The 23,670-nt window shown below is 63.7% G+C and carries 19 protein-coding genes; 11 read left to right on the top strand and 8 right to left on the bottom strand.

Going from position 1 to position 23,670, the window contains the following annotated elements; genetic code table 11:
* The gene (locus H163_RS0116280) at positions 1-2,121 is read right to left on the bottom strand and encodes a TonB-dependent hemoglobin/transferrin/lactoferrin family receptor (RefSeq protein ID WP_026355947.1); all 2,121 of its coding nucleotides are present in this window, start codon (positions 2,119-2,121) and stop codon (positions 1-3) included.
* Between the two features lie 339 nt (positions 2,122-2,460).
* Between H163_RS0116280 and H163_RS0116275 the strand changes: the two genes are divergently transcribed.
* The 5 genes from H163_RS0116275 (at position 2,461) to H163_RS0116255 (ending at position 6,711) form a co-directional block, all read left to right on the top strand.
* A complete protein-coding gene (locus tag H163_RS0116275) occupies positions 2,461-3,546 on the top strand; it encodes a hemin-degrading factor (protein WP_019965671.1) in 1,086 nt (361 codons plus the stop codon).
* A 23-nt stretch (positions 3,547-3,569) separates the two neighbouring features.
* Positions 3,570-4,493 carry a heme/hemin ABC transporter substrate-binding protein gene (locus H163_RS0116270; RefSeq protein WP_019965670.1) on the top strand — a complete coding sequence of 308 codons (924 nt, stop codon included), beginning with the start codon at positions 3,570-3,572 and terminating at the stop codon, positions 4,491-4,493.
* A gap of 17 nt (positions 4,494-4,510) precedes the next feature.
* On the top strand, positions 4,511-5,602 hold the full coding sequence (locus tag H163_RS0116265; RefSeq protein WP_115336576.1) for a FecCD family ABC transporter permease: 1,092 nt from the start codon (positions 4,511-4,513) through the stop codon (positions 5,600-5,602).
* Positions 5,602-6,405, top strand: coding sequence for a heme ABC transporter ATP-binding protein (locus tag H163_RS0116260; protein ID WP_019965668.1), 804 nt, complete (start codon positions 5,602-5,604; stop codon positions 6,403-6,405). Before H163_RS0116265 ends, H163_RS0116260 begins: the two co-directional genes overlap by 1 nt.
* Positions 6,406-6,483: 78 nt before the next feature.
* Positions 6,484-6,711, top strand: coding sequence for a hypothetical protein (locus H163_RS0116255; protein WP_019965667.1), 228 nt, complete (start codon positions 6,484-6,486; stop codon positions 6,709-6,711).
* A gap of 2 nt (positions 6,712-6,713) precedes the next feature.
* Here the strand turns inward: H163_RS0116255 and H163_RS0116250 are convergent, their stop codons facing one another.
* The 6 genes from H163_RS0116250 to H163_RS0116225 form a co-directional block, all read right to left on the bottom strand.
* On the bottom strand, positions 6,714-7,838 hold the full coding sequence (locus tag H163_RS0116250; RefSeq protein ID WP_026355946.1) for a PQQ-dependent sugar dehydrogenase: 1,125 nt from the start codon (positions 7,836-7,838) through the stop codon (positions 6,714-6,716).
* Positions 7,839-8,240: 402 nt separating this feature from the next.
* On the bottom strand, positions 8,241-9,626 hold the full coding sequence (locus H163_RS0116245) for a M20 family metallopeptidase (RefSeq protein ID WP_115336575.1): 1,386 nt from the start codon (positions 9,624-9,626) through the stop codon (positions 8,241-8,243).
* A gap of 11 nt (positions 9,627-9,637) precedes the next feature.
* The gene (locus H163_RS0116240; protein ID WP_019965664.1) at positions 9,638-11,308 is read right to left on the bottom strand and encodes a dipeptide ABC transporter ATP-binding protein; all 1,671 of its coding nucleotides are present in this window, start codon (positions 11,306-11,308) and stop codon (positions 9,638-9,640) included.
* A complete protein-coding gene (locus H163_RS0116235) occupies positions 11,308-12,210 on the bottom strand; it encodes an ABC transporter permease (protein WP_019965663.1) in 903 nt (300 codons plus the stop codon). Before H163_RS0116235 ends, H163_RS0116240 begins: the two co-directional genes overlap by 1 nt.
* Position 12,211: 1 nt before the next feature.
* A complete protein-coding gene (locus tag H163_RS0116230; protein WP_019965662.1) occupies positions 12,212-13,129 on the bottom strand; it encodes an ABC transporter permease in 918 nt (305 codons plus the stop codon).
* Positions 13,130-13,263: 134 nt separating this feature from the next.
* Positions 13,264-14,778: an ABC transporter substrate-binding protein gene (locus H163_RS0116225; RefSeq protein ID WP_026355945.1), complete on the bottom strand. Its 1,515-nt coding sequence runs from the start codon at positions 14,776-14,778 to the stop codon at positions 13,264-13,266.
* Positions 14,779-14,948: 170 nt separating this feature from the next.
* Between H163_RS0116225 and H163_RS0116220 the strand changes: the two genes are divergently transcribed.
* Positions 14,949-15,629, top strand: a complete 681-nt coding sequence (locus H163_RS0116220; RefSeq protein ID WP_019965660.1) for a GntR family transcriptional regulator — start codon at positions 14,949-14,951, stop codon at positions 15,627-15,629.
* A 20-nt stretch (positions 15,630-15,649) separates the two neighbouring features.
* Here H163_RS0116220 and H163_RS0116215 read toward each other — a convergent pair whose 3' ends face one another.
* The gene (locus H163_RS0116215) at positions 15,650-16,384 is read right to left on the bottom strand and encodes a GntR family transcriptional regulator (protein ID WP_081626048.1); all 735 of its coding nucleotides are present in this window, start codon (positions 16,382-16,384) and stop codon (positions 15,650-15,652) included.
* Between the two features lie 159 nt (positions 16,385-16,543).
* Here H163_RS0116215 and dctP point away from each other — a divergent pair, with 159 nt between their 5' ends.
* The 5 genes from dctP (at position 16,544) to H163_RS0116190 (ending at position 23,670) form a co-directional block, all read left to right on the top strand.
* A complete protein-coding gene (gene dctP / locus H163_RS0116210; protein WP_026355943.1) occupies positions 16,544-17,545 on the top strand; it encodes a TRAP transporter substrate-binding protein DctP in 1,002 nt (333 codons plus the stop codon).
* 18 nt (positions 17,546-17,563) lie between these two features.
* A complete protein-coding gene (locus H163_RS0116205) occupies positions 17,564-18,106 on the top strand; it encodes a TRAP transporter small permease (protein WP_019965657.1) in 543 nt (180 codons plus the stop codon).
* On the top strand, positions 18,103-19,398 hold the full coding sequence (locus H163_RS0116200) for a TRAP transporter large permease (RefSeq protein WP_019965656.1): 1,296 nt from the start codon (positions 18,103-18,105) through the stop codon (positions 19,396-19,398). The genes H163_RS0116205 and H163_RS0116200 overlap by 4 nt, the downstream gene beginning before the upstream one ends.
* A 34-nt stretch (positions 19,399-19,432) precedes the next feature.
* Entirely contained in the window at positions 19,433-20,365 is a 933-nt protein-coding gene (locus H163_RS0116195) for a dihydrodipicolinate synthase family protein (RefSeq protein WP_026355942.1), read from the top strand.
* Between the two features lie 221 nt (positions 20,366-20,586).
* Complete coding sequence (locus tag H163_RS0116190; RefSeq protein WP_160118261.1) at positions 20,587-23,670, top strand: CHAT domain-containing protein; 3,084 nt, start codon at positions 20,587-20,589, stop codon at positions 23,668-23,670.

Genomic DNA, 23,670 nt, shown 5'->3' with positions numbered 1-23,670 from the left:
TCACCATCCGAATTTCTTGTTGACGGACAATTTGAACGTGCGCCCCTTGCCGTCATCGCCGGAGAGATTGTTGCGGTAGCGCTTGTCAAAGATGTTTTCGACGGAGGCGCGCAGCTCCAGTCCCTTGAACTGGCCCTCATCGAGCTTCCAGTTCACGAAGGCATCATGCAGGGCATAGCCGGGGAAGGGGCCTGTGGTGGCGCCGGCATCGGCAGAGCCGGTGAAGTTGGCGCGCCAGCCGAAATTGACGTTGTAGTCCGGTATACGGCCGCCAAGCGTGAGGGCAACCGTTTCAGCCGGAATGGTTGTCAGTGCGGTATTGGTGGTTTCGTTCTTGCCGCGCGTCCAGCTGTAGGCGGCGCTGGCGAACACGTAGCGCGAGTCATACGCGGCTTCGAGTTCCACGCCGTAGATGTGGGCGCTGTGAACGTTCACATAGTAAGGCACAGCCGTGCGCTGGCGCTGCGGACCGGTGGTGATCAGGTTCGTCAGATCGTTGTAGAAGCCGGTGGTCTTCAGCGCGATGCTGTCGTTGTCCTGGAACAGGTTCTGCCGGTTGATGGCAAAGCCGGCCTCGTAGTTGAAGGATTCCTCCTTCTTCAGGTCAAGGCTGACGCTGCGCCCGCCGGGGTAGGTCGCGTTGCGCGGGCCTGTCGAGAACAGTTCGTCCAGTGTCGGCAGGCGTTCGGTGCGGGCAACCGAGCCGAAGACCGAGAAACTGTCCGTGAACTTGTAGAGCGCGGCGAGCTTCGGCGAGAAGGCGTAGTCGGACTGGGTCGATGCGTTCGGGATCACGCTGTCCGGGCGCACGGTCACATAGTCAAGGCGCATGCCCGGAGTGATGGTCAGCCGGTCGTTCCAGATGAACTCGTTCTGCGCAAAGACGCCGACCTTGGTGTCCGTGCCTTCCGGATGGAAGTCGATCCAGCCCGCACCGCCCTTGGTGCTGGCAGTGCGCTCCTGGTAGCTGACCTGCGTGCCGGCGGTCAGATAGTTCTCCCAGGTGTCACCCTTGAACTCGAAGGTGTTTTCCACCTTCGCCTGCCAGGTGCGGTAGCCGTAGTCTGCGTCATAGAACAGCTCGGGCGAGCGCATCATGGAGGCCAGCGGCGCACGGGCGTTGTTCTGCGCGACCTGCGTGTCGGAGAAGGACAGATTGACCTTCAGATCCAGGAACGGATTGTCGCTGGCCGGGTTCGCATAGGCCAGAACCACCGTCTGGTCAGTGATCTCGCGGTCGATGTTGCCGAAGGCATCCAGCGTGCCGGTCTGGGAATAGGCGGTGTTGTCTGCGTCGCTCTGCCAGCGCTCATAGGACAGGCGGACCGACTGCTCGTTGTTCTCGCCGAAGTGATGGGTGACCTTGGCAAGGCCGGAGAAGCTGTCGAATGCCGAGCCCACCACACGGGTGCCATTGCCCGTCTCGTAGTCGGACGAGCGGCGGAAGTTGCCGTTGATCAGGGCTTCGGTATTGGGCCCAAGCCGCATGGCGGCAATGGCCGAAGTCATCAGACCGTTCTTGTTGCTGTCAAATCCGGTCTTCAGGCGGACTGCCACCGTTTCTCCGTCTTCAAGGAAATCGGACGCATCCTTCGTCTCGAAATTGATGACACCCCCGAGGGCGCCGGCTCCATACAGGGTGGAGGAGGCGGGACCGCGCAGCACCTCGACACGCTTGTAGAGCTCAGGGTCCGAGAAGAAGGAGCCCATGCGGTACATTTCGAAGAACTTGTTGGCGCCATCGACCGTGATGATGATCTTGGACTCGTCCGCCGACCCCAGATCGCCGATGCCGCGGATGTTGAAGGCCTGGCCGCCGATGCGGTCGCTGCCCACCACGGTGATGCCCGGTGTCTGGCTGAAAATGTCGCCGATGGTTGTCGCCTGGGCGTTGTCGATCTGCTCCTGATCGATCACCGTCACTGCCTGGGGCGTATCGATTGCGACCTTTTCCTGCCCGGCGCCGAGAACGATCTTCTGCAGTGGCGTCGTGGCCTGCGGCTTGTCTGCCGCCTTTTCTGCCACTGGTGCCTGCTGCGCATTTGCGCTGCCAGCATATGCGAGCGCAATCAGCGCCACGCCGCTCAGCCAATACCCTGCCGTGCCCCGTCCGCGAGTCATTTTATGTGCCTCTTTCTGGTGTGTCTCGCTGGCTGGCAAAGGGCTCGCTCGCTGAACTTTCAAACTCTAAAACCTGATTAACGTATTCAGGTATTGCGGTCGATACAAAAGATGAATATTGAAGTCAACTATCGGCGGTGGCAATCCTGTCGCGGATCAGCATTTTTTGCGGGATCTGGCGCGGTTGGGCCGCCGGATGAATTTGAACAGAACGGCGGGCCTGCCAGGCAAAACCCCAGCTTCCGGCCGCCGGTTCTCATCACGCACCATGCTTGAAACGCGTTCTGCAAACGCTTGCCTGCTGTCAGCAGCAGGGCGCCCAGAAAACCGGGGGAAACAATGACGTCTACTGCCTATCGCGATCTGGCGCCGGAGGAGATCCGCGCCGCTGTCAGCGCCAATCCGGACCGCCGTGAGCGCGATCTGGCGCAGGAACTGGGGATCAGCGAAGCACAGCTTGTGGCCGCGTTCTGCGGCCATGGCGTGCGCCGTGTCGAGGCTTCGATGGCCGGCATCTGCGAGGGCATGCAGGCTGTGGGGGAGGTGATGGCTCTGACCCGCAACGAAAGCGCCGTCCATGAAAAGATCGGGCCGTTTGAAAAGTTCGTGAACGGCACCCGCACCGGCCTGATGCTGGGCAGCCAGATCGACACCCGCATGTTCCCATCGCATTGGGTGCATGCCTTTGCGGTGGAAAAGCCCTCTGATCAGGGCCCGCGCCGCAGCCTGCAGGTGTTCGACGCCCATGGAGAGGCCGTGTTCAAGGTGCATCTGCGTGCGGCTTCCAATCTGGAGGCCTATGAGGCGCTGGTGGAGCGCCTTGCACGCGCGGACCAGACGCCGGGCCTCGGCACAGTCCCGCAGCGCCCGCAGGCTGAGCCTTGCCGGCCTGTCGATGGCAGCAAGGCGGGTGATCTGCGCAGCCGCTGGTCAGCCATGAACGATCCGCATCAGTTCTTCAACATCCTGCGTGAACTCGACATCGAGCGCATCAATGCGCTGGCGCTGGCGGGCGAGGACAAGGCCTGGCAGGTGGATGGTGAAAGCATCCGCGCCATGCTGCGGCTCGTGTCTGACAACGCGATCCCGCTGATGTGCTTCGTCGCCAACCGGGGATGCGTCCAGATCCACTCCGGTCCTGTGATGAACATCAAGGAGATGGGGCCGTGGATCAATGTCATGGACCCAACCTTCCATCTGCACTTGCGGCTCGACCACATCAGCGAGATCTGGGCCGTGCGCAAGGGCGCGGATGTGGGGCATGTGACGTCGCTGGAAGCCTATGGTGCGGATGGCAATCTGATCATCCAGTTCTTCGGCGTGCGCGGCGAGGGCAACCATGAGCGCAGCGACTGGCGCGAACTGGTGGAACACCTGCCGCGCCTTGCTCCGCAGACAGTGGCACTCCCGTTTGCAGCCGAATGAGCCCGGCGCCTTGCAAGGATAAGATGATGCGTCTGCTTTCTTCTCTCTCCCGTGCGTACAGCCTGCCGCTCACGCCCATGGCCGTAGCGCTGCTGTGTCTTGGTCTTGGCTTCACGGCGCCCGAAGCCCATGCGCAGGAGCCTGTCTCTCTTGCCGGGGCGCAGCGGATCGTCTCCGTTGGCGGAGCCGTGACGGAGGTGGTCTACGCTCTTGGCGCGCAAGACCGTCTGGTGGCGCGGGACAGCACCAGTTCCTATCCGCCCGAGACTCTGGCGCTGCCGGATACGGGCTATATGCGTGCCCTGTCGCCAGAAGGCGTGCTGGCGGTCGCCCCCGATGGCCTGCTGGTCATCGAGGGCAGCGGCCCGGCGGAAGCGCTGGATGTGCTGAAGAAGGCCGGTGTGCCGCTCGTCATGGTGCCGGACCGATACACCGCAGAAGGCGTTGCCGAAAAGGTGCGGGTGGTGGGCAAGGCGCTGGGGCTGGAAGACAAGGCGGAAGATCTGGCGGCGAAGCTGGAAACCGATCTCAAGGCTGTGGCGGAAGCTGCGGCCAAGCGTCAGGTCAAACCGCGCGTGCTCTTCATCCTGTCCATGCAGGGCGGCCGGATCATGGCTTCGGGTGAAGGCTCGGCTGCCGACGCTGTCATTCAGCTTGCCGGCGGCGTCAACGCGGTTTCCGGTTTCAACGGTTACAAGCCCTTGAGCGATGAGGCCATCACCGAAGCCAAGCCCGACGTTATTCTGATGATGGAGCGCGGTGGCCAGCATGATGCAACGCTGGACCAGATGCGCGCCAATGCGGCGCTGTCGCTGACGCCTGCCGTGCAGGCCGGGGCGGTCGTGCGGATGGACGGACTGTTCATGATCGGCTTTGGCCCGCGCACCGCCGATGCCGTGCGTGAGCTTTCCGAGGCCTTTGACAAGGCCGCTGCGGCCAGCCAGTGAGGGACCGGCAGATGGCCATGACAGCAGCTGAAACCATGGCCGCAGAGCACGGGCCTCTCGAAGGGGACCGCAGCGGGCGGGCGCAGGCGGTGATTGCCGGGCTGACCGTTCTGCTCTTCCTGGCCATCCTGCTGGCGCTGATGACCGGCCCGACCGGACTTGCGAGTCTTGATGCTCTTGCCGGCATTCTGACGGGCCGGGAGAGCGAGGGCCCCATGGCCATGCGCGACCGGATCATCCTCGCCGACATCCGCTTTCCGCGCATGGTCGTGGGTGTGTTTGTGGGCGCGGGGCTGGCGGTTTCCGGCGTGCTGATGCAGGGGCTGTTCCGTAATCCGCTGGCCGACCCCGGCATCGTCGGCGTCTCGTCAGGGGCAGGCCTTGGGGCCGCGCTGATGATCGTTGCGGGGTCCTGGCTGCCGGCCGGTCTGATGGTCACGTTCGGCATTCTGGCGTTGCCCGTTGCCGCATTTCTTGGTGCACTTGCTGCCACCGCACTGCTTTACCGGATCGGCACGCGCGGCGGCTACACAGACGTGGCGACCATGCTTCTGGCAGGGCTTGCGGTGGCTGCGCTGGCACAGGCTGCCATCGGATTCCTGATCTTCACCGCCGATGACCGGCAGCTGCGGGATATCAATTTCTGGCTTCTCGGATCGCTCGCGGGTGCGACAACAGACAAGATCCTGATGTGTGCCCCGGTGATTGCCGCCGTCCTTCTGTCCATGCCCTTCATGGCGCGCGGACTGAATGCACTCGTTCTGGGCGAGGCGGCGGCAGGCCATCTGGGCATTCCAGTGCAGCGGCTGAAGCGGCTGAGCATCGTCGCCGTGGCGGCGGCGACCGGCGCAAGCGTGGCCGTCAGCGGCGGCATCGGCTTTGTCGGCATCGTCGTGCCGCATCTGCTGCGGCTGACCATCGGTCCTGATCACCGCTACCTTCTGCCTGCCTCGGCGCTGCTGGGGGCAAGCCTGCTGCTTCTTGCCGACACGGTGGCGCGCACCATCGTGACACCCGCCGAACTGCCCATCGGCATTCTGACCGCGCTGGCCGGCGCGCCCTTCTTCCTCTGGATCCTGCTGACACGGCGGGGCTTTTCGCTGGGGTAATGAACATGGCAACGCTGGATGTGAAGGATCTCACCGTCTCGCTCTCCGGGGGCGAGATCGTACGGCAGGTGTCCTTCGAGGCGCGGGCGGGCGAGGTGACGGCGATTGCCGGGCCGAATGGCTCCGGCAAGAGCACGCTGCTCAAGGCCATCTGCGGCGAGCACCGCCATGGCGGGCAAGTGCATCTCAACGGCCATGATCTCAGAACCGTTCCGTTCCCTGTGCTGGCCCGCTTCCGCGCGGTGCTGCCGCAAAGCTCGGCCATCGCCTTTCCGTTGACCGTGACCGAACTGGTGCGGCTTGGCGGGGCGGGCACGCCCCCGGTGGATTCGCGCGTGCGGGAAGCGCTGGCGCGGGTCGGGCTGAGCGGCTTCGGCGGGCGGCAGTATCAATCGCTGTCCGGCGGCGAGCAGCAGCGGGCCCAGCTGGCCCGCGTGCTGTGCCAGATCTGGGAGCCGGTGGGGCCGGAAGGGCCGCGCTGGCTGTTTCTCGACGAGCCCGTCGCCAGTCTCGACATTCACCACCAGCTGATGATCATGGATCTGGCCGCAGATTACGCAAGGGCCGGAGGCGGTGTCGTTGCCGTGATGCATGACCTCAACCTGACGGCCATGTATGCGGCGCGCGTGCTGGCCCTGAAAGCGGGGCAGGTGATTGCCTGCGGCGCGACGGCCGAAACGCTGACGACGGAGGTGCTTTCCGAGGTCTATTCCTGCCCCTTGCGCGTCGGTGCCGTGCCGCCCCCCGGAACGCCTTTCATTCTGCCGCATCTTTGCCATGCGCGTCTGCATGCTGCGGAATGAAGACGATCTGTGCGTCTCCGGCCGTATCCGGCTTGTGAGGCGGCAGATCGAGCCATTTCAGATGCAGGAAGCACCGTCATGCGCCTTGTTCCAGATCCCTCCCGCGCCTTTGCTCTTGCGGCCGTGCTGGCCGCAGCCCTTGTTCCGGCAGGCTGCGCCTCGGTCGGCGTTGGCGGTGCAGTGATCACATCCAGCCCGGAAAATGGCACGCAGGTGCGCGGCGGTGCTGCCGGGCTTTCAACGGGGCCCGATGGCGTGACCGCCAGCCGGGTGACCATCGATGGGCGTTCGGCTGGCGGTTACTGAGTTCAGCCTGCCGGTTCCAGCCGCACCAGCTTGCCGTCTTCCGCATCCGTCAGGAGATAGAGGAAGCCGTCCGGGCCTGTCCGCACGTCGCGGATGCGCCAGCCCTTGTCTTCCAGCAGCCGCTCCTCGCCCACGATCTTCCCGTCTTCCATGTCGAGCCGGTTGAGATGGGTCAGCGCGAGAGCGCCCATGAACAGGTCCCCCTGCCAGCCCTTGAAGGCATCGCCCTGATAGAAGGCCATGCCGGATGGGGCGATGGAGGGCACATAGACCTGGATCGGCGGCGTCACGCCTTCCTTCTCCGGCCCTTCGCCCATGGGAAGGCCGGAATAGGCGCGGCCGTGGGTGGTTTCCGGCCAGCCGAAGTTGAGCCCGGCCTTGATGACATTCACTTCATCGCCGCCGCGCGGCCCGTGCTCGTTGGCCCAGATCTCACCGTCTGGCGTCAGCGTCATGCCCTGCGGATTGCGGTTGCCATAGGTGTAGATTTCCGGCAGCGCGCCAGCGGTGCCGAGGAACGGGTTATCCGGTGCAGGCGCGCCATCCTTCGTGATGCGGATGATCTTGCCCGAGTGCAGCGACAGATCCTGCGCCGTATCGTCTGCACCATGGTCGCCGATGCTGGCGTAAAGATAGCCGTCTGTCCCGATGACGAGCCGGGAGCCGAAATGGCGTCCGTTCGAGCCCGGCGTCGTCGCGGTGAAGAGGACGGTCACGTCCTCCAGCCCTGTATCCGTCAGTTTTGCCTTGGCAATGCGCGTGGTGCCGCGCCGCTCCACCGGCGTGGAATAGGAGAAGTAGATGGTGCTGTTCGAAGCAAAATCCGGATCGAGGATCACATCCAGCAACCCGCCCTGGCCGCTGTCGTAGATCTCCGGCAGGCCGGTCAGCGGCGCGCTCAGGCTGCCATCGGCACCCACGATCCGCAGCCGTCCCGGCCGCTCGGTGACGAGCATCCGCCCATCGGGCAGGAAGGCAAGGCCCCAGGGATGCTCCAGATCCGTGGCGACTTCCACGATCCTGAAATCTGCGGCTTTGGAGCGGACGGTTTCCTGCGCAATGGCAGCAGGTGCGGCGCCCGCCATGAGGGCGGCAAGACCAAGGGGGAAGAGGCGTGACAGGGGCATCAAGGATCTCCGCAGCTTGAACAAGGGGTAGCCCCGGGCAGCCTAGGCCGCCCGGGGCGTCACCCGCATATGGGGCAGGGGATCGGGAGAACCAACAAGGGAGGCCGGGAATGGGCCGGAGGCTCACGCAAGCGTGACTGCGCGAGCCCGGAGTGTCATCCGGTTTGGCGCGCAGCGCGCAATACCGGGTTCCAGTACGCCCGGAAAGGGAGATGGCTGATACCGGGGTTACTGGATCCCCGCCTGCGCGGGGATGACGGCAAAGAGGTTGCGGGTCGCGCTAATTTCTTCAGGATCGTGCGTCCATGACAGGTCCCGGCACAGAGGCCGGGACGGCGCGGCGGGGGGCGTGCACTGAGGATTGTGCCCCTTTAGCCCAGCCCCTTGAAACCTTGTCCCCTCTCACCTCCGGCGCGGCAGGGATTGGCCTTTTTCCGCGATGTCCAGGAACAGCCCGGTCATCAGGCGCATGCCTTCTTCCATCACCGGCAGCAGCACGTGCTCGTTGGGGCCGTGCTGGCCGCATTCGGCGTGGGAATGGGGCACCCAGATGGTCGGCAGGCCGAGGATCTCGGTGAAGGCATCATTGGGCAGGGAACCGGCGAGGTTCGGCAGCACATGCGGATTCTTGCCGGCCGTTTCCGCCAGCGACTGTTCCACGAACTTGACCCAGGGGTGATCCGGCGGGAAGCGCGTGGCGCGGAAGGCTTCGCCGCGCGAAGGCTTCACGGCGACCTGCGGGAAGCCTTCCCTGTCCAGATGCCGGCGCAGGGCAGGGATGACGCCCTCCACATCGGTGCCGACCACAAAGCGCAACTGGATCGTCGCCCGTGCCTTGCCGGAGATGGCATTCTGCGGGGCATCGATGTTGCCGTTGGCCATGGCGAGCACGGCAACGGAATTCCAGCCGAAGACGCGCTCCGATGGCGTCAGGTCTTCCTGTCCCCAGTCCGCATCATGGCGCCGGGGCGGCAGATCCTTGAGGGCGGCGCGGATGTCGGGTGTCAGGCTGTCCGGCAGCCATTCCTTGATGCGGATCTGGCCGCGTTTGTCGGTGATCGAGGCAATGGCGTGGGCGAGGATGATCGCCGGATCCGCCAGCAGCCCGCCGAAATTGCCGGAGTGATGGTCCGAGGGGCGCAGATCCACGGTGAGATCGATGCCCATGCCACCGCGCGAGCCCATGAACATGGTCGGCGTGTCAGCGGCGAGGCGCGGGCCGTCCGAGGCGATGAGCACGTCCGAGGCGAGCAGATCCTTCTTCTCCTCGAAGAAATCCCTCAACCCATAGGAGCCGGTCTCTTCGGCCATCTCGATGATGACCTTGGCATTGAAGCCGAGGCGGCCGTTTTCCTTGAGGATCAGTTCCATGGCCTTCAGGTTGATCAGATGCTGCACCTTGTTGTCGGCGGTGCCGCGCCCGTAAAGCTTGTCATCCTCGCGGGTCAGCACGAAGGGAGAGAGGCCCTCGCGCCAGCGGTGCGACTCGCCATTGCACACATCGCCGTGGCCATAGACCAGCACGGTGGGCAGCGCGGGATCCTCGATGCGCATACCCGTCAGCAGCGGCGCGCCGCCCGGACGCGGGTTGGCATGGATGGCCACGTCAAAGCCCATGGCGGTCAGCATCGGCTGCATTTCGCCGGTGAGATAGGCCATCAGGTCTTCCGGCGTGCCTTCGGACTGGCTGACGGACTTGTGCGCCACAAGCCGGGCGAGATCGGTTTCCAGCCCGCCTTCCGTGACATAGCGGGAGGCGGCGGCGATGAGGTCCTGTCGTGTGGTCATGTCTGAAATGCTCATGCTGGGATGGGTTGCGCCGCCGGAATGGCGGGGCCAAGGGCGGCGATGTCCGGCACTTCCCAGCCACGGCCGGGCATGGCGGAGAGAAGCTGGCGGGTGTAATCGTTCTGCGGATTGCCGAAGACCTCGTCCACCGTGCCATATTCCACCGCGACGCCTTTCTGCATCACGAGGATATGGTCGGAAATCTCGGCCGCCACCCGCAGGTCGTGGGTGATGAAGAGGATCGTCAGGCCGACCTTTTTCTTGATATCCGCCAATAGTTTGAGAACGTCCTTCTGAACCGATACATCAAGCGCCGAGACGGCCTCGTCGGCAATCAGGATCTTCGGATCGACCATCAGCGCCCGGGCGATGGAAATGCGCTGGCGCTGACCGCCGGAGAACTGGGACGGATAGCGGTCGAGGGCATCCTGTTCCAGCCGGACGATCCTGAGCAGCTCCTTCGCCTTTTCCATCGCCTGCGCACGCGGCACGCCGAAGTTGGTGGGGCCTTCGAGCAGTAGGTCGCCGATCTTGCGGCGCGGGTTCAGCGAGCCGTAAGGGTCCTGGAAGACAATCTGGATGTGGCGGCGGAAGGCGCGGCGGCCCGCGGCTGTCGTAATGTCCAGCCGCTCGTTGCCGATGTAGACCGAGCCTTCATCCGGCTCTTCCAGACCCATCAGGCAGCGCACCAGTGTGGTCTTGCCCGATCCGGACTCGCCGACAATGCCGAGGGTCTGACCCTGCAGAACCTCGAAATCGATGGGCCGCACCGCATGGACCGTTCTTGCGGGCTTGAACAGGCTGCGCGGGGAGCGGAAGGTCTTTTCGATGCCGGCGACCTTGAGAGCCACGGGCTTGCCGGTTTCCGGCCCGCCCTTGCCGCTGTGCTTGCGTGGCACCGCGTCGATGAGCATGCGGGTGTAGGGATGTTTCGGCCGGTTCAGCACCTCGTCTGCCGTGCCCTGCTCGACGACAATGCCCTTCTGCATCACCACCACACGGTCGGCCAGTTCCGCTACCACGTCGAAGTCATGGGTGACGAAGAGGATGCCGGCCTTGTGGGTTTCCTTCAGCTGCTTGAACATGCTCAGGATCTGCGCCTGCGTCGTCACGTCCAGTGCCGTCGTTGGCTCGTCGGCGATCAGCAGGCGCGGCTCCATGGCCAGCGCCATGGCGATGACGATGCGCTGGCGCTGGCCGCCGGAGAGCTGGTGCGGATAGGCATGATAGATCCGCTCCGGATCGGGCAGGCGCACTTCCGTCAGCAGCGCGATCGTGCGGGCCTTCTGCTCGGCGCGGGGCATGGTGGTGTGGGCGCGGAAGACTTCCTCGATCTGCTCTCCCACCGTGTAGCACGGGTTGAGCGCGCTCATCGGCTCCTGGAAGATCATGCCCATGCGGTTGCCGCGCAATTGCATGTGCTCGCGCGGGGACAGCTTGAGCAGATCCTTGCCCTCGAACCAGATCTCTCCGGCCGATGGCTTCAGCGCCTTGGGCAACAGCCCCATGGCGGCAAAGGACGTGATCGACTTGCCCGAGCCAGACTCTCCGACGATGCAGAGGATCTCGTTCTCGCGGATTTCGACGGAGAGATTTTCCACCGCATGGGGCCGGTCGCCGCCTTCCGGCAGGTCGATGGTCAGGCCCTTGATGGACAGAACGGTGTTGCCGGTCATGGTCATCAGTTTCTCCCTTCAGGCGCGGTGATGTCGCGGATGCCATCGCCCAGCACGTTGATACCGAGAACAAGGGCGAAGAGGGCGATGCCGGGGATGGTGATCAGCCAGCTCTCGAACAGGATCATGGGACGGCCTTCTGAGATCATCAGCCCCCAGGACGGCAGCGGCGGCTGCACGCCGAGGCCGAGGAAGGAGAGGGCGGCTTCCAGAATGATGGCATGGGCCATTTCCAGCGTGATGACGACGATCAGCGCATTCATCACGTTGGGCAGCACATCCTTCCACAGGATACGCGGCAGGCTGGCGCCCAGCACTTCGGCGGCAGAGATGTAGTCCATCTGCCGCACCTGCATGGTGGCGGCGCGCATGACCACGGCGAAGCGGTCCCACAGCAGCAGGCCGAGTACGGTGACCACCACCTGCAGCGAGCCGCCGAAAATGGCCACCACCGCCAGCGCCACCAGCGTGGCCGGAAGGGCGAGGCGCACGGACAGGATGAACATCACCACCGCATCGACGCGGCCGCCGAAATAACCGGCAAGCACGCCCAGCGTAGTGCCAATGACGGCGGAGATCATCGCAGCCACAAGGCCGATCAGCAGCGAAATGCGGGCGCCATAGATGAGGCGGGAGAGATAGTCGCGGCCGAGCTGGTCGGTGCCCAGAATATGGTCCCAGGTGCCCCCCATGAAGACGGGCGGCTTCATGCGCATCAGAAGATCCTGATGATAGGGATCATGCGGGGCAAGGACCGGTGCCAGCAGCGCTACGGCGGCCGTAAAGGCGACGATGATGAAGCCGATGAGAAAGCCCTTGTGGCGGAAGGCCCTGCGCAGGATCTGGCGTGAGGGCGAAAGCGCAACGCGTGGTGCAACTGTGGCCGGGGTTGAAGACGGTGTGCTCATGTCAGGCGCTCCTCAGCCGCGGGTCCAGCCAGGCATTCAGCACATCGGCCAGGAAGGTGAAGACGATGTAGAGCATCGCAAAGATCAGGATGAGCGCCTGCAGGGTCGGCAGGTCGTTGCGGGAGATGGATTCCCAGGCGAGATACCCGGCGCCATGCAGCGCGAAGATGGTTTCCACGATCACCGAACCGCCGAACATGAACCCAAGCTGTACGGCGGCGAGGCTGACGACCGGGATGATGGCGTTGCGCAGCGCATGTTTGAACATGATGATGCGCCAGTTGAGGCCCTTTGCCCGGGCGGTGCGGATGTAATCGGCGTTCAGCACTTCCAGCATGCCTGCACGGGTCAGGCGCATGATGGCGGGTGTGGCGTAATAGCCGAGCACGACCATGGGCAGGATGTAACCGGTCCACATGCGCGTGCCGGAGGCCGGAACGACCCCGAGATTGACGGCAAAGATGACGATCAGGATCAGTGCGAACCAGAAGCTCGGGATTGCCTGACCGACGACGGCGATGGTCAGGGCGATGCGGTCGATGATCGTGTTCGGAAAGGCGGCGGCGATGACGCCCATCGGAATGGCAACGATGAGGGCAAAGCTCATGCCCAGGCTGCCGACGATGAAGGTGACGGGCAGCCGGTCGGCAATGAGATCAGCCACCGGCACCTTGAAATAGTAGCTCATGCCGAAATCGCCGGAGAGCGCCCGCATCAGCCACTCGGCGTATTGGGTCAGCAAAGGCTTGTCGAAGCCATACTGGGCCCGGATGGCGGCAATGGCTTCCGGCGGGGCTTCATGACCGGCGATGGCGATGGCCGGATCGCCTGCCATGAACAGCAGCATGAAGCTGAAAAAGGAGACCGTCAGCGCTACAAGGGCCGCCAGTCCGAGTTTTGAGAGAATGAATTTGAGCATCTTGCCGCCTGCATGAAAAGGAAGGGAGACGGGCTTGCCGCCTCCGGTCTTGTCTTGGCGCAGCTTCGCCCGGGGGGGGGCGAAGGCACGGTCGGCCCGAAGCCGGGCGGACCCGGCTCCGGCGGATCAGGAGCTTATTTCCAGCTGATCTCGTTGAACCGTACCAGCTCGTCCGGGGTGGGAGTGAAGGACACGTCCTGGCCCATCACGTAGTTGGACGAATAGGTCCACAGCGGCACCCAGTAGGCCTTGTCGACGATGTAGGTCAGGGCTTCCTTGTAGGCGGCCTTGCGCTCGTCGTCATTCACCGAGAAGTCACCCTTGTCGAGGATGGCCTGAAGCTCCGCGTCACGGGCATCATCCTCGCCCTGCATCTTGAAGAACTGGCTGGCGATGGCTGACACATCGGCGATGGAATTCGAGCCCCAGGTCTGGAAGGAGATCGCAACCTCGCCCTTGAGGCGCTTTTCCCGCAGGGCCGAATATTGCAGGTAGTTGAGGTTGGCCCTGATACCCACGCCAGCCAGCATGCCGATCATGGCTTCGGCGAGCGGGCGGTCACGGTAGGCGTAAAGGTCCATCTCGAAGCCGTTCGGATATCCTGCCTCTGCCAGAAGGGCGCGAGCCTTGTCCGGATCATAGGCATAGGTCGGCAGGTCCTGATCGCAGCCGAACTGAACGGGCGAACAGGCGCTGTCCACCACCTGCGACGAGCCCTTCAGCAGCGCATCGACGATCCCCTGACGGTTGATGGCGTGATAGAGCGCCTGACGCACCCGCACATCCTTCATCGGCGTGCCGGGGGAGGAGCGGCCGGCGGCATCCATCGACAGATAGCCTACGCGCATGGTCGGGGCGTTGATGATCTGGAACTGCTCCAGCGTCGCCATCTTTTCCGCCTGATCGGCCGGCACGCCCCAGACGAGGTCAACGGAGCCGCTGAACAGCTCGGCCATCTGGGTGTTGGTGTCCGGAACGGTGCGGATATCGACGGTACCGATGGAGGCCTTGGGCTTGGCCGTTTCGACATAGTCATCAAACCGCTTCAGCACATAGTGCTTGCCCGGGTCCATGGACGTGACCATGTAGGGGCCTGTGCCGACCGGCTTGGTGGCAACGCCATCCGGGCCAACGGCCGCGTAATATTCGTTGGGGTGAATTATCACGCCATTGGCGAGATATTCGAGGGCGGCCGGGAAGGGGCCCTTGGTGTGGATGCGGACCGTGTACGGGTCCACCTTTTCAGCGTGATCGATCCAGCTGGTCTTGGCGGTGGCCTTGATGCCGTTCTTCGGATCGACGGTGTAATTCAGGGTGTAGACGACGTCGTCGGCATCGAATGCCTCGCCGTTGTGGAACTTGACACCTTCGCGCAGCTTCAGTTCCAGCGTCTTGTCGTCAACCCAGCTCCAGCTGGTGGCCAGAACGCCCTTGTATTCACCGGTCTCCTGATCGCGGTAGACCAGTTCATCCCAGATCGCTGTCGCCAGAAGCAGGCCTTCACGTGCTGTGTTGAAGTAGGGATCGATGTGCTCAACTTCCTTCGTGAAGGCAATATTGAGTGTATCGTCCGCCTTTCCGGCGAGTGCTGAGGTGGAGAGCAGGCATGCAGGCAGGATCGCTGCCACGGCAGTCGTCAAAAGCTTCATCAATCTTCCCCTCTTGCCCGTTTCGAGCTTGTTACATTGTCAGCGTACGCGATTTTTTGATTTTGTACACAAAAAATGACACTCTACATGCAATCGGGTGCTACGCTGTCTTGACCTTGCGGGAAGTCCGGCTTCCCGCCATAGAGATTTGCGGGAGAAGGAGAACGGCTGTGAGCACTGTCAGACTGCCAACCGCAGAGCATATTTTCGAGCAGCTGGAAGGTCTTATTGCCGAGGGGCGTTTTAGCCAGGGCGAAAGGCTGGACGAGGTGTCGCTGGCCCGTGAGTTTGGCGTGTCGCGCACGCCGCTGCGCGAGGCCTTGCGGCTGCTGGCGGCCTCCGGCCTTGTCGAACTTATCCACAACCGCGGCGCCTTCGTCCGCCAGCCCGACTTCGTGCGGCTGGTGGAGATGTTTGAGGTCATGGCCGAGCTTGAGGCCTGGTGTGCCCGTCTCGCAGCAGCCCGGATCACGGCCGCTCAGCTGATGCTTCTCCGGCGGGCTGCGGACGGGTGCGAGCGGGCTTTCGCCGCCGGCGACTTCCGCAAGTACTATGACGAGAACGCCATCTTTCACGGCCTGATCTACGATGCCTCCGGCAACAGTTTTCTGGCGGAAGAAACGCGTGCCATGCAGCGGCGCCTCAGGCCTTTCCGGCAGGCACAGCTTTCGGCCGCAGACCGGCTGCGCGCCTCCATGCAGGAGCACCGGGATATCCTCAATGCTCTGGAGGCAGGGGACACGGCTGCGGCAGAGCGGCTGATGCGTTCGCATATTCAGGTGCAGGCGGCCGTTTACGGCGAATTGCGCGGTGAATTTGCCGTGCGCACGCTGGAGCAGGCCAGCGCCTGACATCAGGTCCGGCGAGCGGATTACGGGCCGCCGGTGATCGGTTCGCCCAGCGCGATACGCATGGAATTGGTGATGTGGTGGGCCAGTGCCTGCTGCGCTTCGGCATGCCGCCCCTCCGCCATGGGCTCCAGAAAAGCCAGATGCTCGCGGATGACGCGCACCGCATTGGCCGGTGTCACCTTGATCTGCGATTGCACCGCCATGCGCACCTTGATGGCGTTGACGCGGTAAACGTTGCTCATCACCGCATTGCCCAGCGCCGCAATCAGGCCCTCATGCATTTCCCAGTCGAGATGCTGGATCATGTGGGCCGCGGCGTCATGGCCTGCGGGGTCTGCCTGCAACAGCTGCGCCTGGCCTTCCTGGTGCCGGGCAATCCAGTTTCTCAGCAAGGCAGGGTCGAGTTTGGCGGCGATCTCCGGCAGGGCTGCGACTTCGAGCAGGCGGCGCATCTGATAGGCGTCACGAACGAAGTGAATGTCGAGCCCCGGCACCATCAGGCCGCGTTTGGGCACGGTCACCAGCAGGCCTTCTGCCTCGAACCGGGGGATGGCCTCGCGCACGGCCCCCAGCGTTGCGCCGGTCATGTCCATGAGCTCGCGCTGGCTGATGAGTTGGCCGGGCCGCAGGCGGCCGGAGTTCAGCATCTCCTCTATCCCCTCATAGGCGGCCTGACGCAACGAGACAGGCTTCTGTGCCGTGGCGTCCCCGTCCGGGGTCCGGTACTTCTCCCTGACCGTCGCCTGCGTGTTCATTCTTGCTTTACCCAGATTGCTAACCGCGCACTGACATGTTACGACATTGTCACGCCGGTTTCCAGTGGGGTGAATTTCACGCTTGCCGGAGGCCGGGGCGGCCGCCGGCATGGAGGAGCATGACCGGGGCCGTAACAAGAGATGATCTGGGAGGATACGATGGATCTGAGCCTTACCCGCCGCAAGTTTCTGAGCACGGTTGCTGCCGTTTCCGCCGGCGCTGCCGTTCTGTGCTCCGTGCCGGCTTTTGCCGCTGACAAGATTACCCTGCGCATGTCGACGCCTGCGACCGAAACCGACAGCCGCACCGTAGCTCTGTCCACCGTCTTCGCCCCGGCAATCGCAGAGTTCGCCGAGTATCAGCCGCATTATAATGCCTCGCTGTTCAAGCAGGGCACCGAGCTGGAAGCCATTGCCCGCGGCAACCTCGAAATGGCCATCACCTCCGCGCAGGAACTGGCTGCCATCTTCCCCGAGTTCTCCATTTTCACGGCCGGCTACCTGCACAAGGACGCTGAGCACCAGAAGAAGGTGTTCGCGGCCGAATTCATGGAGCCGATGAAAAAGAAGATCGAGGATGAGCTGGGTGTGAAGCTGCTGGCCGTCATGTATCTTGGCCGCCGCCAGCTCAACCTGCGCACCGACAAGGAAATCAAGACCCCGGCGGATTTGGCGGGCCTGAAGCTGCGCATGCCCGGCTCCGATGCCTGGCAGTTCCTCGGCAAGGCGCTTGGCGCGAGCCCCGTACCGATGGCTTTCACGGAAGTCTACACCGGCCTGCAGACCGGCGCGATCGACGGGCAGGACAATCCGCTGCCGACGAACCGGGACGTGAAGTTCTATGAAGTCACCAAGCAGATCGTTCTGACATCGCATCTGGTGGATCTCAACTACATCGCCTTCTCCAAGAAGGTGTGGGACAGCCTGACGGCAGAACAGCAGGCTGCGGTGCAGCAGGCGGCCGATGAGGCTGCCGAGAGCGGACGCCAGAAGCAGCTGGCGCTTGAGGCCGAGCTGGAGCAGTTCTTCAAGGATCAGGGGCTCAAGGTCTATACGCCGGATATCGAGGCATTCCGCACCCATGTGCAGAAGCAGTATCTGGAGTCGGACTTCTCCAAGTCCTGGCCGGAAGGCATGGTCGATCAGATCAACGCCCTCTGAGTTCCGGAGATAGAGGTTATGCGTGAAATCGCCCGCCGCCTGCAGGCCGGGGCGGATCATGTGGCGGCGGGCTTGCTCGCCGCCCTGTTCGCCACCTTCATCTTTCAGGTCCTCGCCCGCTATGTCTTTCTCCGGTTCTATCCGGGGATCGAGCTTGGCTGGACGGTGGAATTCAGCATGACCCTGTGGCTGTGGGTGGTGCTCTGGGGGGCGGCTTTCTGCCTCCCGGAAACCTCCCACGTCCGCTTCGACCTGTTCTATCAGGCTGCCGGCCGGCGCACGCGCCGTGTCATGGCGCTTGTGGCTGCGCTGGTCATTGTCGCGGCCTTTGCCGCAGCGCTCCCGGCCACCTGGGACTACATCACCTTCTACAAGATCAAGAAGAGCGCCATCCTGAAGTGGCGCCTTGATTATGTCTTCGGCATCTACGCGCTTTTCGCTGTGGCCATCATCGGCCGCTACATCTGGCGGGCTGCGAAGATTGTGCGCGGAGAAGCGCCCGGCGAAGACGATACCGACAACTCGGCCGAAATCCTGGCCAGCGGGGGAGGGCGGCTGTGACCCTTGCATTCATCGTCTGCCTGGGCGTGCTGCTGGCGCTGGCCGCTCTCGGGGCACCGATTGCCCTGTCGATGATCGTCTCCTCGATCGTCTATGTGGCCATGCGCGGGCAGGATCTGGCGCTGCCAGCCGAACAGCTCATCCAGGGCGTCTATGACAGTTATGTCATTCTCGCCGTGCCGCTGTTCATTGTTGCTGCCAATATAATGAATGCCGGAACCGTCTCCGAACGGCTGCTGGGATTCGTCGTTGCCATCGTCGGGCGCTTCCGGGGCGGGCTGGGCCACGTCAATGTGGTGGCGAGCCTCATCTTCGCCGGCATGTCCGGTTCGGCAGTCGCTGACGCAGCCGGCATCGGCAAGCTGATCATCAACATGATGCGCGAGGGCGGGCGCTATACGGCCGGCTATGCCGCAGCCATCACCGCAGCCTCCTCCACTATCGGTCCGATCATTCCCCCGTCGATCCCGATGGTGCTTTATGCGCTCGTCTCGGACCAGTCGATCGGCTACCTGTTCCTCGGCGGTGTGGTGCCGGGCCTGATCATGGGCCTTGTGCTCATGGTGATGAATGCCCGCATTGCCCGCGTCCGGAATTTCAAGCTGGAGGAGCCGGTTCCGGCGCGCGACATCCCGCGGCTGACGGTCAATGCCTTCCCGGCGCTGATGATGCCGGTGATCCTGCTGGTCGGCATCTACGGCGGCATGACCACGCCGACGGAAGCTGCCGCGCTTGCTGCGCTTTATGCCCTGTTCCTGTCGGTTGTGTTCTACCGGGCGCTGTCGTTCCGCGCCTTCTGGGACATCATGCGCGTCAGCGCGAGGCAGTCGGCCTCGGTGGGCGTCGTCATCGGCGGAGCGCTGATCTTCAACTACATCGTCGCCTCGGAGAACATTCCGGCGCATATGCGGGCCTTCGCCGGAGCGCTCGACATTTCGCCGCTGATGTTCCTGCTGATGATCAACGTGCTGCTGCTGCTGCTTGGCTGTCTGCTGGATGCCTCGACGCTGATCCTCGTCATCATCCCGCTGTTCCTGCCGGCCTGCCGCGAACTTGGCATCGATCTGGTGCATTTCGGCGTGGTTGCCGTGGTGAACTGCATGATCGGCCTGATCACGCCGCCTTATGGCATCGTTCTCTTCGTCATCAACGCCGTCACCGGCATCGCCCTCAGGGACATGATCCGCGAGATCTGGCCTTTCCTTGGTGCACTGCTGCTGGCGCTGCTGGCGCTCATCCTCTTCCCTGATCTGGTTCTCTGGCTGCCCCGCATGTTCGGCTACGCCGGCTGACCTCACCTGTTCTTAGTGCTGAAAGGAACCTGACGTGTTCGCTCCTATTGGCGGAATTGTGCCTGTCGTCCTGACCCCGTTTACCCCGGACAACCGGATCGACTGGGAGGGCTACGAGGCGCTGATCGAGTGGTATCTGGCCCATGGCAGCGAGGCGCTCTTTGCCGTCTGCCAGTCTTCCGAAATGCAGTTCCTCAGCCTTGAGGAGCGGGTGGACCTTGCCCGCTTCACCATGGAAAAGGTGAAGGGCCGCGTGCCGGTCGTGGCCTCCGGCCATATCTCGGACAGCGCCGAAGACCAGAAGGCGGAAATGACCGCCATTGCCGCCACGGGCGTTGACGGGCTGGTGCTGGTGACCAACCGCCTGGCGCAGAAGGACGAGGGGACGGATGTGTTCCGCGCCCGCCTCGATGATCTTCTGGCAGCTCTGCCGAAGGATGTGCCGCTGGGCCTCTACGAATGCCCTGCGCCTTACCGCCGCCTGCTGACGGATGACGAGATCAGGTTCTGCGCAGACACAGGCCGCTTCCTGATGCTGAAGGATGTCTCGTGCAATCTGGACGTGGTCAAGCGCCGCGTCGCCCTGACCAAAGGCTCGCCGCTTGCCATCAGCAATGCCAATGCGGCCATTGCCTATCCGGCGATGCAGGCAGGCTCCAAGGGCTTCTGCGGCGTCATGAACAATGTCCATCCGGATCTCTACCGCTGGCTGGAAGATCACGGAACCTCTCATCCGGAACTGGCCGAGGAACTGGCCGTGTTCCTCGCCCTTGCCGCCATGTGCGAGCCGATGGGCTATCCGAAGCTGGCCAAGGTCTACCATCAGCGCCTCGGCACCTTCCGGCACGATCTTTGCCGCACCATCACCTATGACATCTTCGACAAGTTCTGGGCGCTGGATGTCATCCTTGACCGGATCGAGCAGGGCACGGCGCAGTTCCGTGAGAAGATTGCAGCGCTCGGCTGATACCAGGACTCAACGGACTTGACCGCTTGAGTGCTGGTCAAGCCCGTGCGGCGCATGAGCAATTTCAAGGCGTGATGCGGCAGAATCGAACGCCCTTGTATGCGGAGCTGCCGGCAAGGCCGGATGGAACCTTCCTCGGGCTTGCGGAATTTGGCGAGGGCGTTAGTCCTTGTCCAAAGCGGCGGTGATCCGTTGCGCGCAAGTCCATGGAGCCGTCCTGCATGTTCAGCCAGACGCCTGTTCACCTGTCCCGCAAGCCCTTCCAGGCCGTCTTGAGAGACCGGGCAGTGAGGCTGAAAATCAGCACGGGCGCTCTGCTGCTCGGCCTGTTGCTGGGCGGAACTGCCTTGCCGCCATCTGCCTTTGCACAGAGGCAAGAAGACCTCACCATCCCGCAGGACATGACCCGCTACATCGGGCCGGTGGTGGCGGAGCGGGATGATCTGCGGCAGGCGCTGACCCATGAGCTTGCCGAGAAGGAACCGTCGCGGGCGGGCAAGCTCATCACTACGCTGGTCAACAGGACGGCAACCGCCGGCGGCTGGCCCGAAACCTATGCCATCATTGTTGCGCAGGCGGCTCCGCTGATGGAGCGGCTGGAGGGGGCTGAGCTTGACGCCTTCCTGTTCGATTTCTCTGTCGCTGCCGGCAATGCCGGAAAGCCCGCCGAGCAGGATGCCCTGCTGCGGCAGATGGTTGAAGGGGCGCAGGAGAACAAGGCGGAGGACGCCCGCCGCTACCACCGGGCGCTGGTGAACAAGGCCTATGCGCTTCTGTCCACGGACCGGGACGATGAGGCCTTTCCGGCAATGATGGACGCGCTGGATACGCTGGAGGCCTCCGGCGAGGACGGCCACTTCTTCAACACCGTGTCCGAGGGCGGTGATGCCTTCATGACCCACGCCTCTGCGGAGATGGCGGCCGAAATCTACGAGCGCGGCATGACCTCGCCCCTGTTCGCCAGCACCTCGAGCCCCGGCCGCGCCTTCCTCATGTTCAACTATGCCGTCTTCCTGCGCGATACGGGGGCGTATGACGAGGCGCTGCGGCTGCACCTGCCCGCGATGAACGAGCTCTTCAGCATCTTCGGGCCGGAGAGCAAGGAGGGCTATGATGCCTATGACGGTCTTGCCCAGACCATGCATGCCGCCGGGCAGCTGGCGGGGGCGGAGGCGGCCTACAGCTATATGGTGCCGCAGATGTGGCGCCTGTTCGGGGCGGACGATCCGGATTACTGGCGTGTCAGGAACAATCATGCAGCCGTGCTGCGTTCGCTGAAGCTGCCGTCCGATGCGCTGATCATCGACTTTGACGTTTATCTCAGGCGCCATGACAAATACGGCAATGCGGCGCCCTTGACCCTCGCTTCCGCCCTGAACATTGCCCATGACCAGTTGGATCTGGAGCGCTGGGAGGATGCGGAGCGGACTCTGAAGTCGCTTGAGGCCATCGCCACCGACATGGATTACGCCCCGCGCTACATCCAGATGATCGCCGCCTGGCGGGACTATGTGGCCTACCGCAGCGGTGTGAAGGCGATTGAGGATAGGGCGCTGCGCGATACTGCCAGGCTTGAAGGGCGCACCGCCGGAACCGAACAGAGACTGGCCTATCTCGATCTCTACGCCTCGGAGGCGGAGCGGCGGGGGCTTGATGATCTGGCGCTGACCTACCGCGAGAGCGCCCGGGATGTGGCCTATGAGCGGTTCACGGACGCTCATCCCTTGAGTTTCGACGCGGAGCTTGCGCGCCTGCGGCTGCTGAGCCGGTTGAAGCCGGAGGAGGCCGCAGAGGGCTTCCGGCAGCTGGATGCGGTGATGTCCGGCTGGACGCGGGCGAATGTCACGGCGGCCGGAAGCCTGAGCGCCGCCCGCTCGGCGCGCATTCTGGCCGACGGCATGCTGGCAGCCTTTGCGGATTTTGCGCGGGACAACGCGGATGCTGCCCGCCACTTCGCCGCCTCGCTGGATAGCTGGAAGACCCTGACGCGCCAGACCGAGCTCGATCTGCGCCGGGAAGCCGAAACAACGGATGACCAGGCCTACCGGGAGCTGATCCTCACCTATTTCCGCAAGTTCGGCCGCTTCCGCGAGCTGGTGACGGGCGCGCTCTATACGGATGAGCTCGATCCGCAGCGGCAGGAAATGGAGGAGGCCCGCAAGGCACTCAACGAGGCCCGTGCGGCGCGTGGCCTGACCGAGGTGACACCCTGGTTCCGTGGGCCGGTGACGGTTCCCGAAGCGGTTGCCGAACCGGAAGCGGGGGATGTAATCGTGGATCTTGCGGTCACCCGCAGATGGCCGCTGGAGCGCCGGGGCTATCCGGATGCCTATGAGATCCGTGCCGTAATCTCACGCCCCGGCCAGCCGCCGCAGGTGAACCAGATCGGCACCATCCGCATGAAGGACGGCGAGGCCCCGGCAGGCTTCGTCATGAAGGCGGTCGAGACACGCCTTGCCAAGGTTCTGGCTTCGGCCGCAGAGGGCGCGGGCTCGCTTTACATCATCCCGGACGACTCGCTCTATCAGTGGGCGCTTGCCGAACTGAGGACAGGAGATGGCAAGCGGCTGGGCGAGCTGGTGGACGTGCATCTCATCACCAGCCGTCAGGCCTATGCCTACCGGGACAGCCAGAGCAGGCCGGAACCGGGCGCGGGGATTCTGCTGGCTGGCGGGCTGGACTATGGGCCGGATGCCAGTGTGTTGCCCTTGCCCGGAACGGCCAGCGAGGTTCAGGCGATTGCGGAGCTTGCCGGTGCGGCCGGCTTCAAGCCCAGCCTTCTCACCGGCAAGACGGCGACTGAGAGCGGAGTGCGGGCCGGGGCGGAAAGCTCTTCCATCATCCATCTCGCCACCCATGGTTTCTACCGGGAAGATGATGACGGTGCCGCGCGGCTGACCAATACGGGTTTCGTGCTGGCGGATCTCAAGGACAGCGGGGAGGGGGATGATCCGTCCGACAATGTTGTCCATGCCCGCGAGGTGCTGGACTGGAACCTGAGCGGTGCCGGGCTTGTCATCATCGCCGCCTGTGAAACCGCACTGGGAGACCCCGGGGTCACGGCCACGGTGCGCGGTCTGCCGATGGCGCTGGCCATCGCCGGTGCCCGCCGCTCGCTGCTGACCATCGACAGCATACCAGACCGGGCGACCTCCCGTTTCATGATCCGCTTTCATGAACACCTGCTGCGCGATGGCATGTCCTATTCCAAGGCCTTCATCGCCACCAAGCGCGATGCCTGGGCCGGGCGGATCGAGGGTGTTGATCCGGAACTGACCTATGCCTTCGTGCTGTTCGGGCATTGA

Origin of the sequence: Pannonibacter phragmitetus DSM 14782, from assembly GCF_000382365.1 — a bacterium.
GTDB classification, from domain to species: Bacteria; Pseudomonadota; Alphaproteobacteria; order Rhizobiales; family Stappiaceae; genus Pannonibacter; species Pannonibacter phragmitetus.
This window is presented reverse-complemented; position numbering and strand designations above follow the sequence as displayed.

What these genes read in the sequence shown, in the direction of transcription:
- H163_RS0116260 (WP_019965668.1), top strand. Translation starts at nt 5,602, where the DNA reads ATGAACATGGCAACGCTGGATGTGAAGGATCTCACCGTCTCGCTCTCC.
- H163_RS0116245 (WP_115336575.1), bottom strand. Translation starts at nt 9,626, where the DNA reads ATGACCACACGACAGGACCTCATCGCCGCCGCCTCCCGCTATGTCACG.
- H163_RS0116265 (WP_115336576.1), top strand. Translation starts at nt 4,511, where the DNA reads ATGACAGCAGCTGAAACCATGGCCGCAGAGCACGGGCCTCTCGAAGGG.
- H163_RS0116250 (WP_026355946.1), bottom strand. Translation starts at nt 7,838, where the DNA reads ATGCCCCTGTCACGCCTCTTCCCCCTTGGTCTTGCCGCCCTCATGGCG.
- H163_RS0116275 (WP_019965671.1), top strand. Translation starts at nt 2,461, where the DNA reads ATGACGTCTACTGCCTATCGCGATCTGGCGCCGGAGGAGATCCGCGCC.
- H163_RS0116270 (WP_019965670.1), top strand. Translation starts at nt 3,570, where the DNA reads ATGATGCGTCTGCTTTCTTCTCTCTCCCGTGCGTACAGCCTGCCGCTC.
- H163_RS0116225 (WP_026355945.1), bottom strand. Translation starts at nt 14,778, where the DNA reads ATGAAGCTTTTGACGACTGCCGTGGCAGCGATCCTGCCTGCATGCCTG.
- H163_RS0116230 (WP_019965662.1), bottom strand. Translation starts at nt 13,129, where the DNA reads ATGCTCAAATTCATTCTCTCAAAACTCGGACTGGCGGCCCTTGTAGCG.
- H163_RS0116255 (WP_019965667.1), top strand. Translation starts at nt 6,484, where the DNA reads ATGCGCCTTGTTCCAGATCCCTCCCGCGCCTTTGCTCTTGCGGCCGTG.
- dctP (WP_026355943.1), top strand. Translation starts at nt 16,544, where the DNA reads ATGGATCTGAGCCTTACCCGCCGCAAGTTTCTGAGCACGGTTGCTGCC.
- H163_RS0116280 (WP_026355947.1), bottom strand. Translation starts at nt 2,121, where the DNA reads ATGACTCGCGGACGGGGCACGGCAGGGTATTGGCTGAGCGGCGTGGCG.
- H163_RS0116190 (WP_160118261.1), top strand. Translation starts at nt 20,587, where the DNA reads ATGTTCAGCCAGACGCCTGTTCACCTGTCCCGCAAGCCCTTCCAGGCC.
- H163_RS0116205 (WP_019965657.1), top strand. Translation starts at nt 17,564, where the DNA reads ATGCGTGAAATCGCCCGCCGCCTGCAGGCCGGGGCGGATCATGTGGCG.
- H163_RS0116215 (WP_081626048.1), bottom strand. Translation starts at nt 16,384, where the DNA reads ATGAACACGCAGGCGACGGTCAGGGAGAAGTACCGGACCCCGGACGGG.
- H163_RS0116240 (WP_019965664.1), bottom strand. Translation starts at nt 11,308, where the DNA reads ATGACCATGACCGGCAACACCGTTCTGTCCATCAAGGGCCTGACCATC.
- H163_RS0116235 (WP_019965663.1), bottom strand. Translation starts at nt 12,210, where the DNA reads ATGAGCACACCGTCTTCAACCCCGGCCACAGTTGCACCACGCGTTGCG.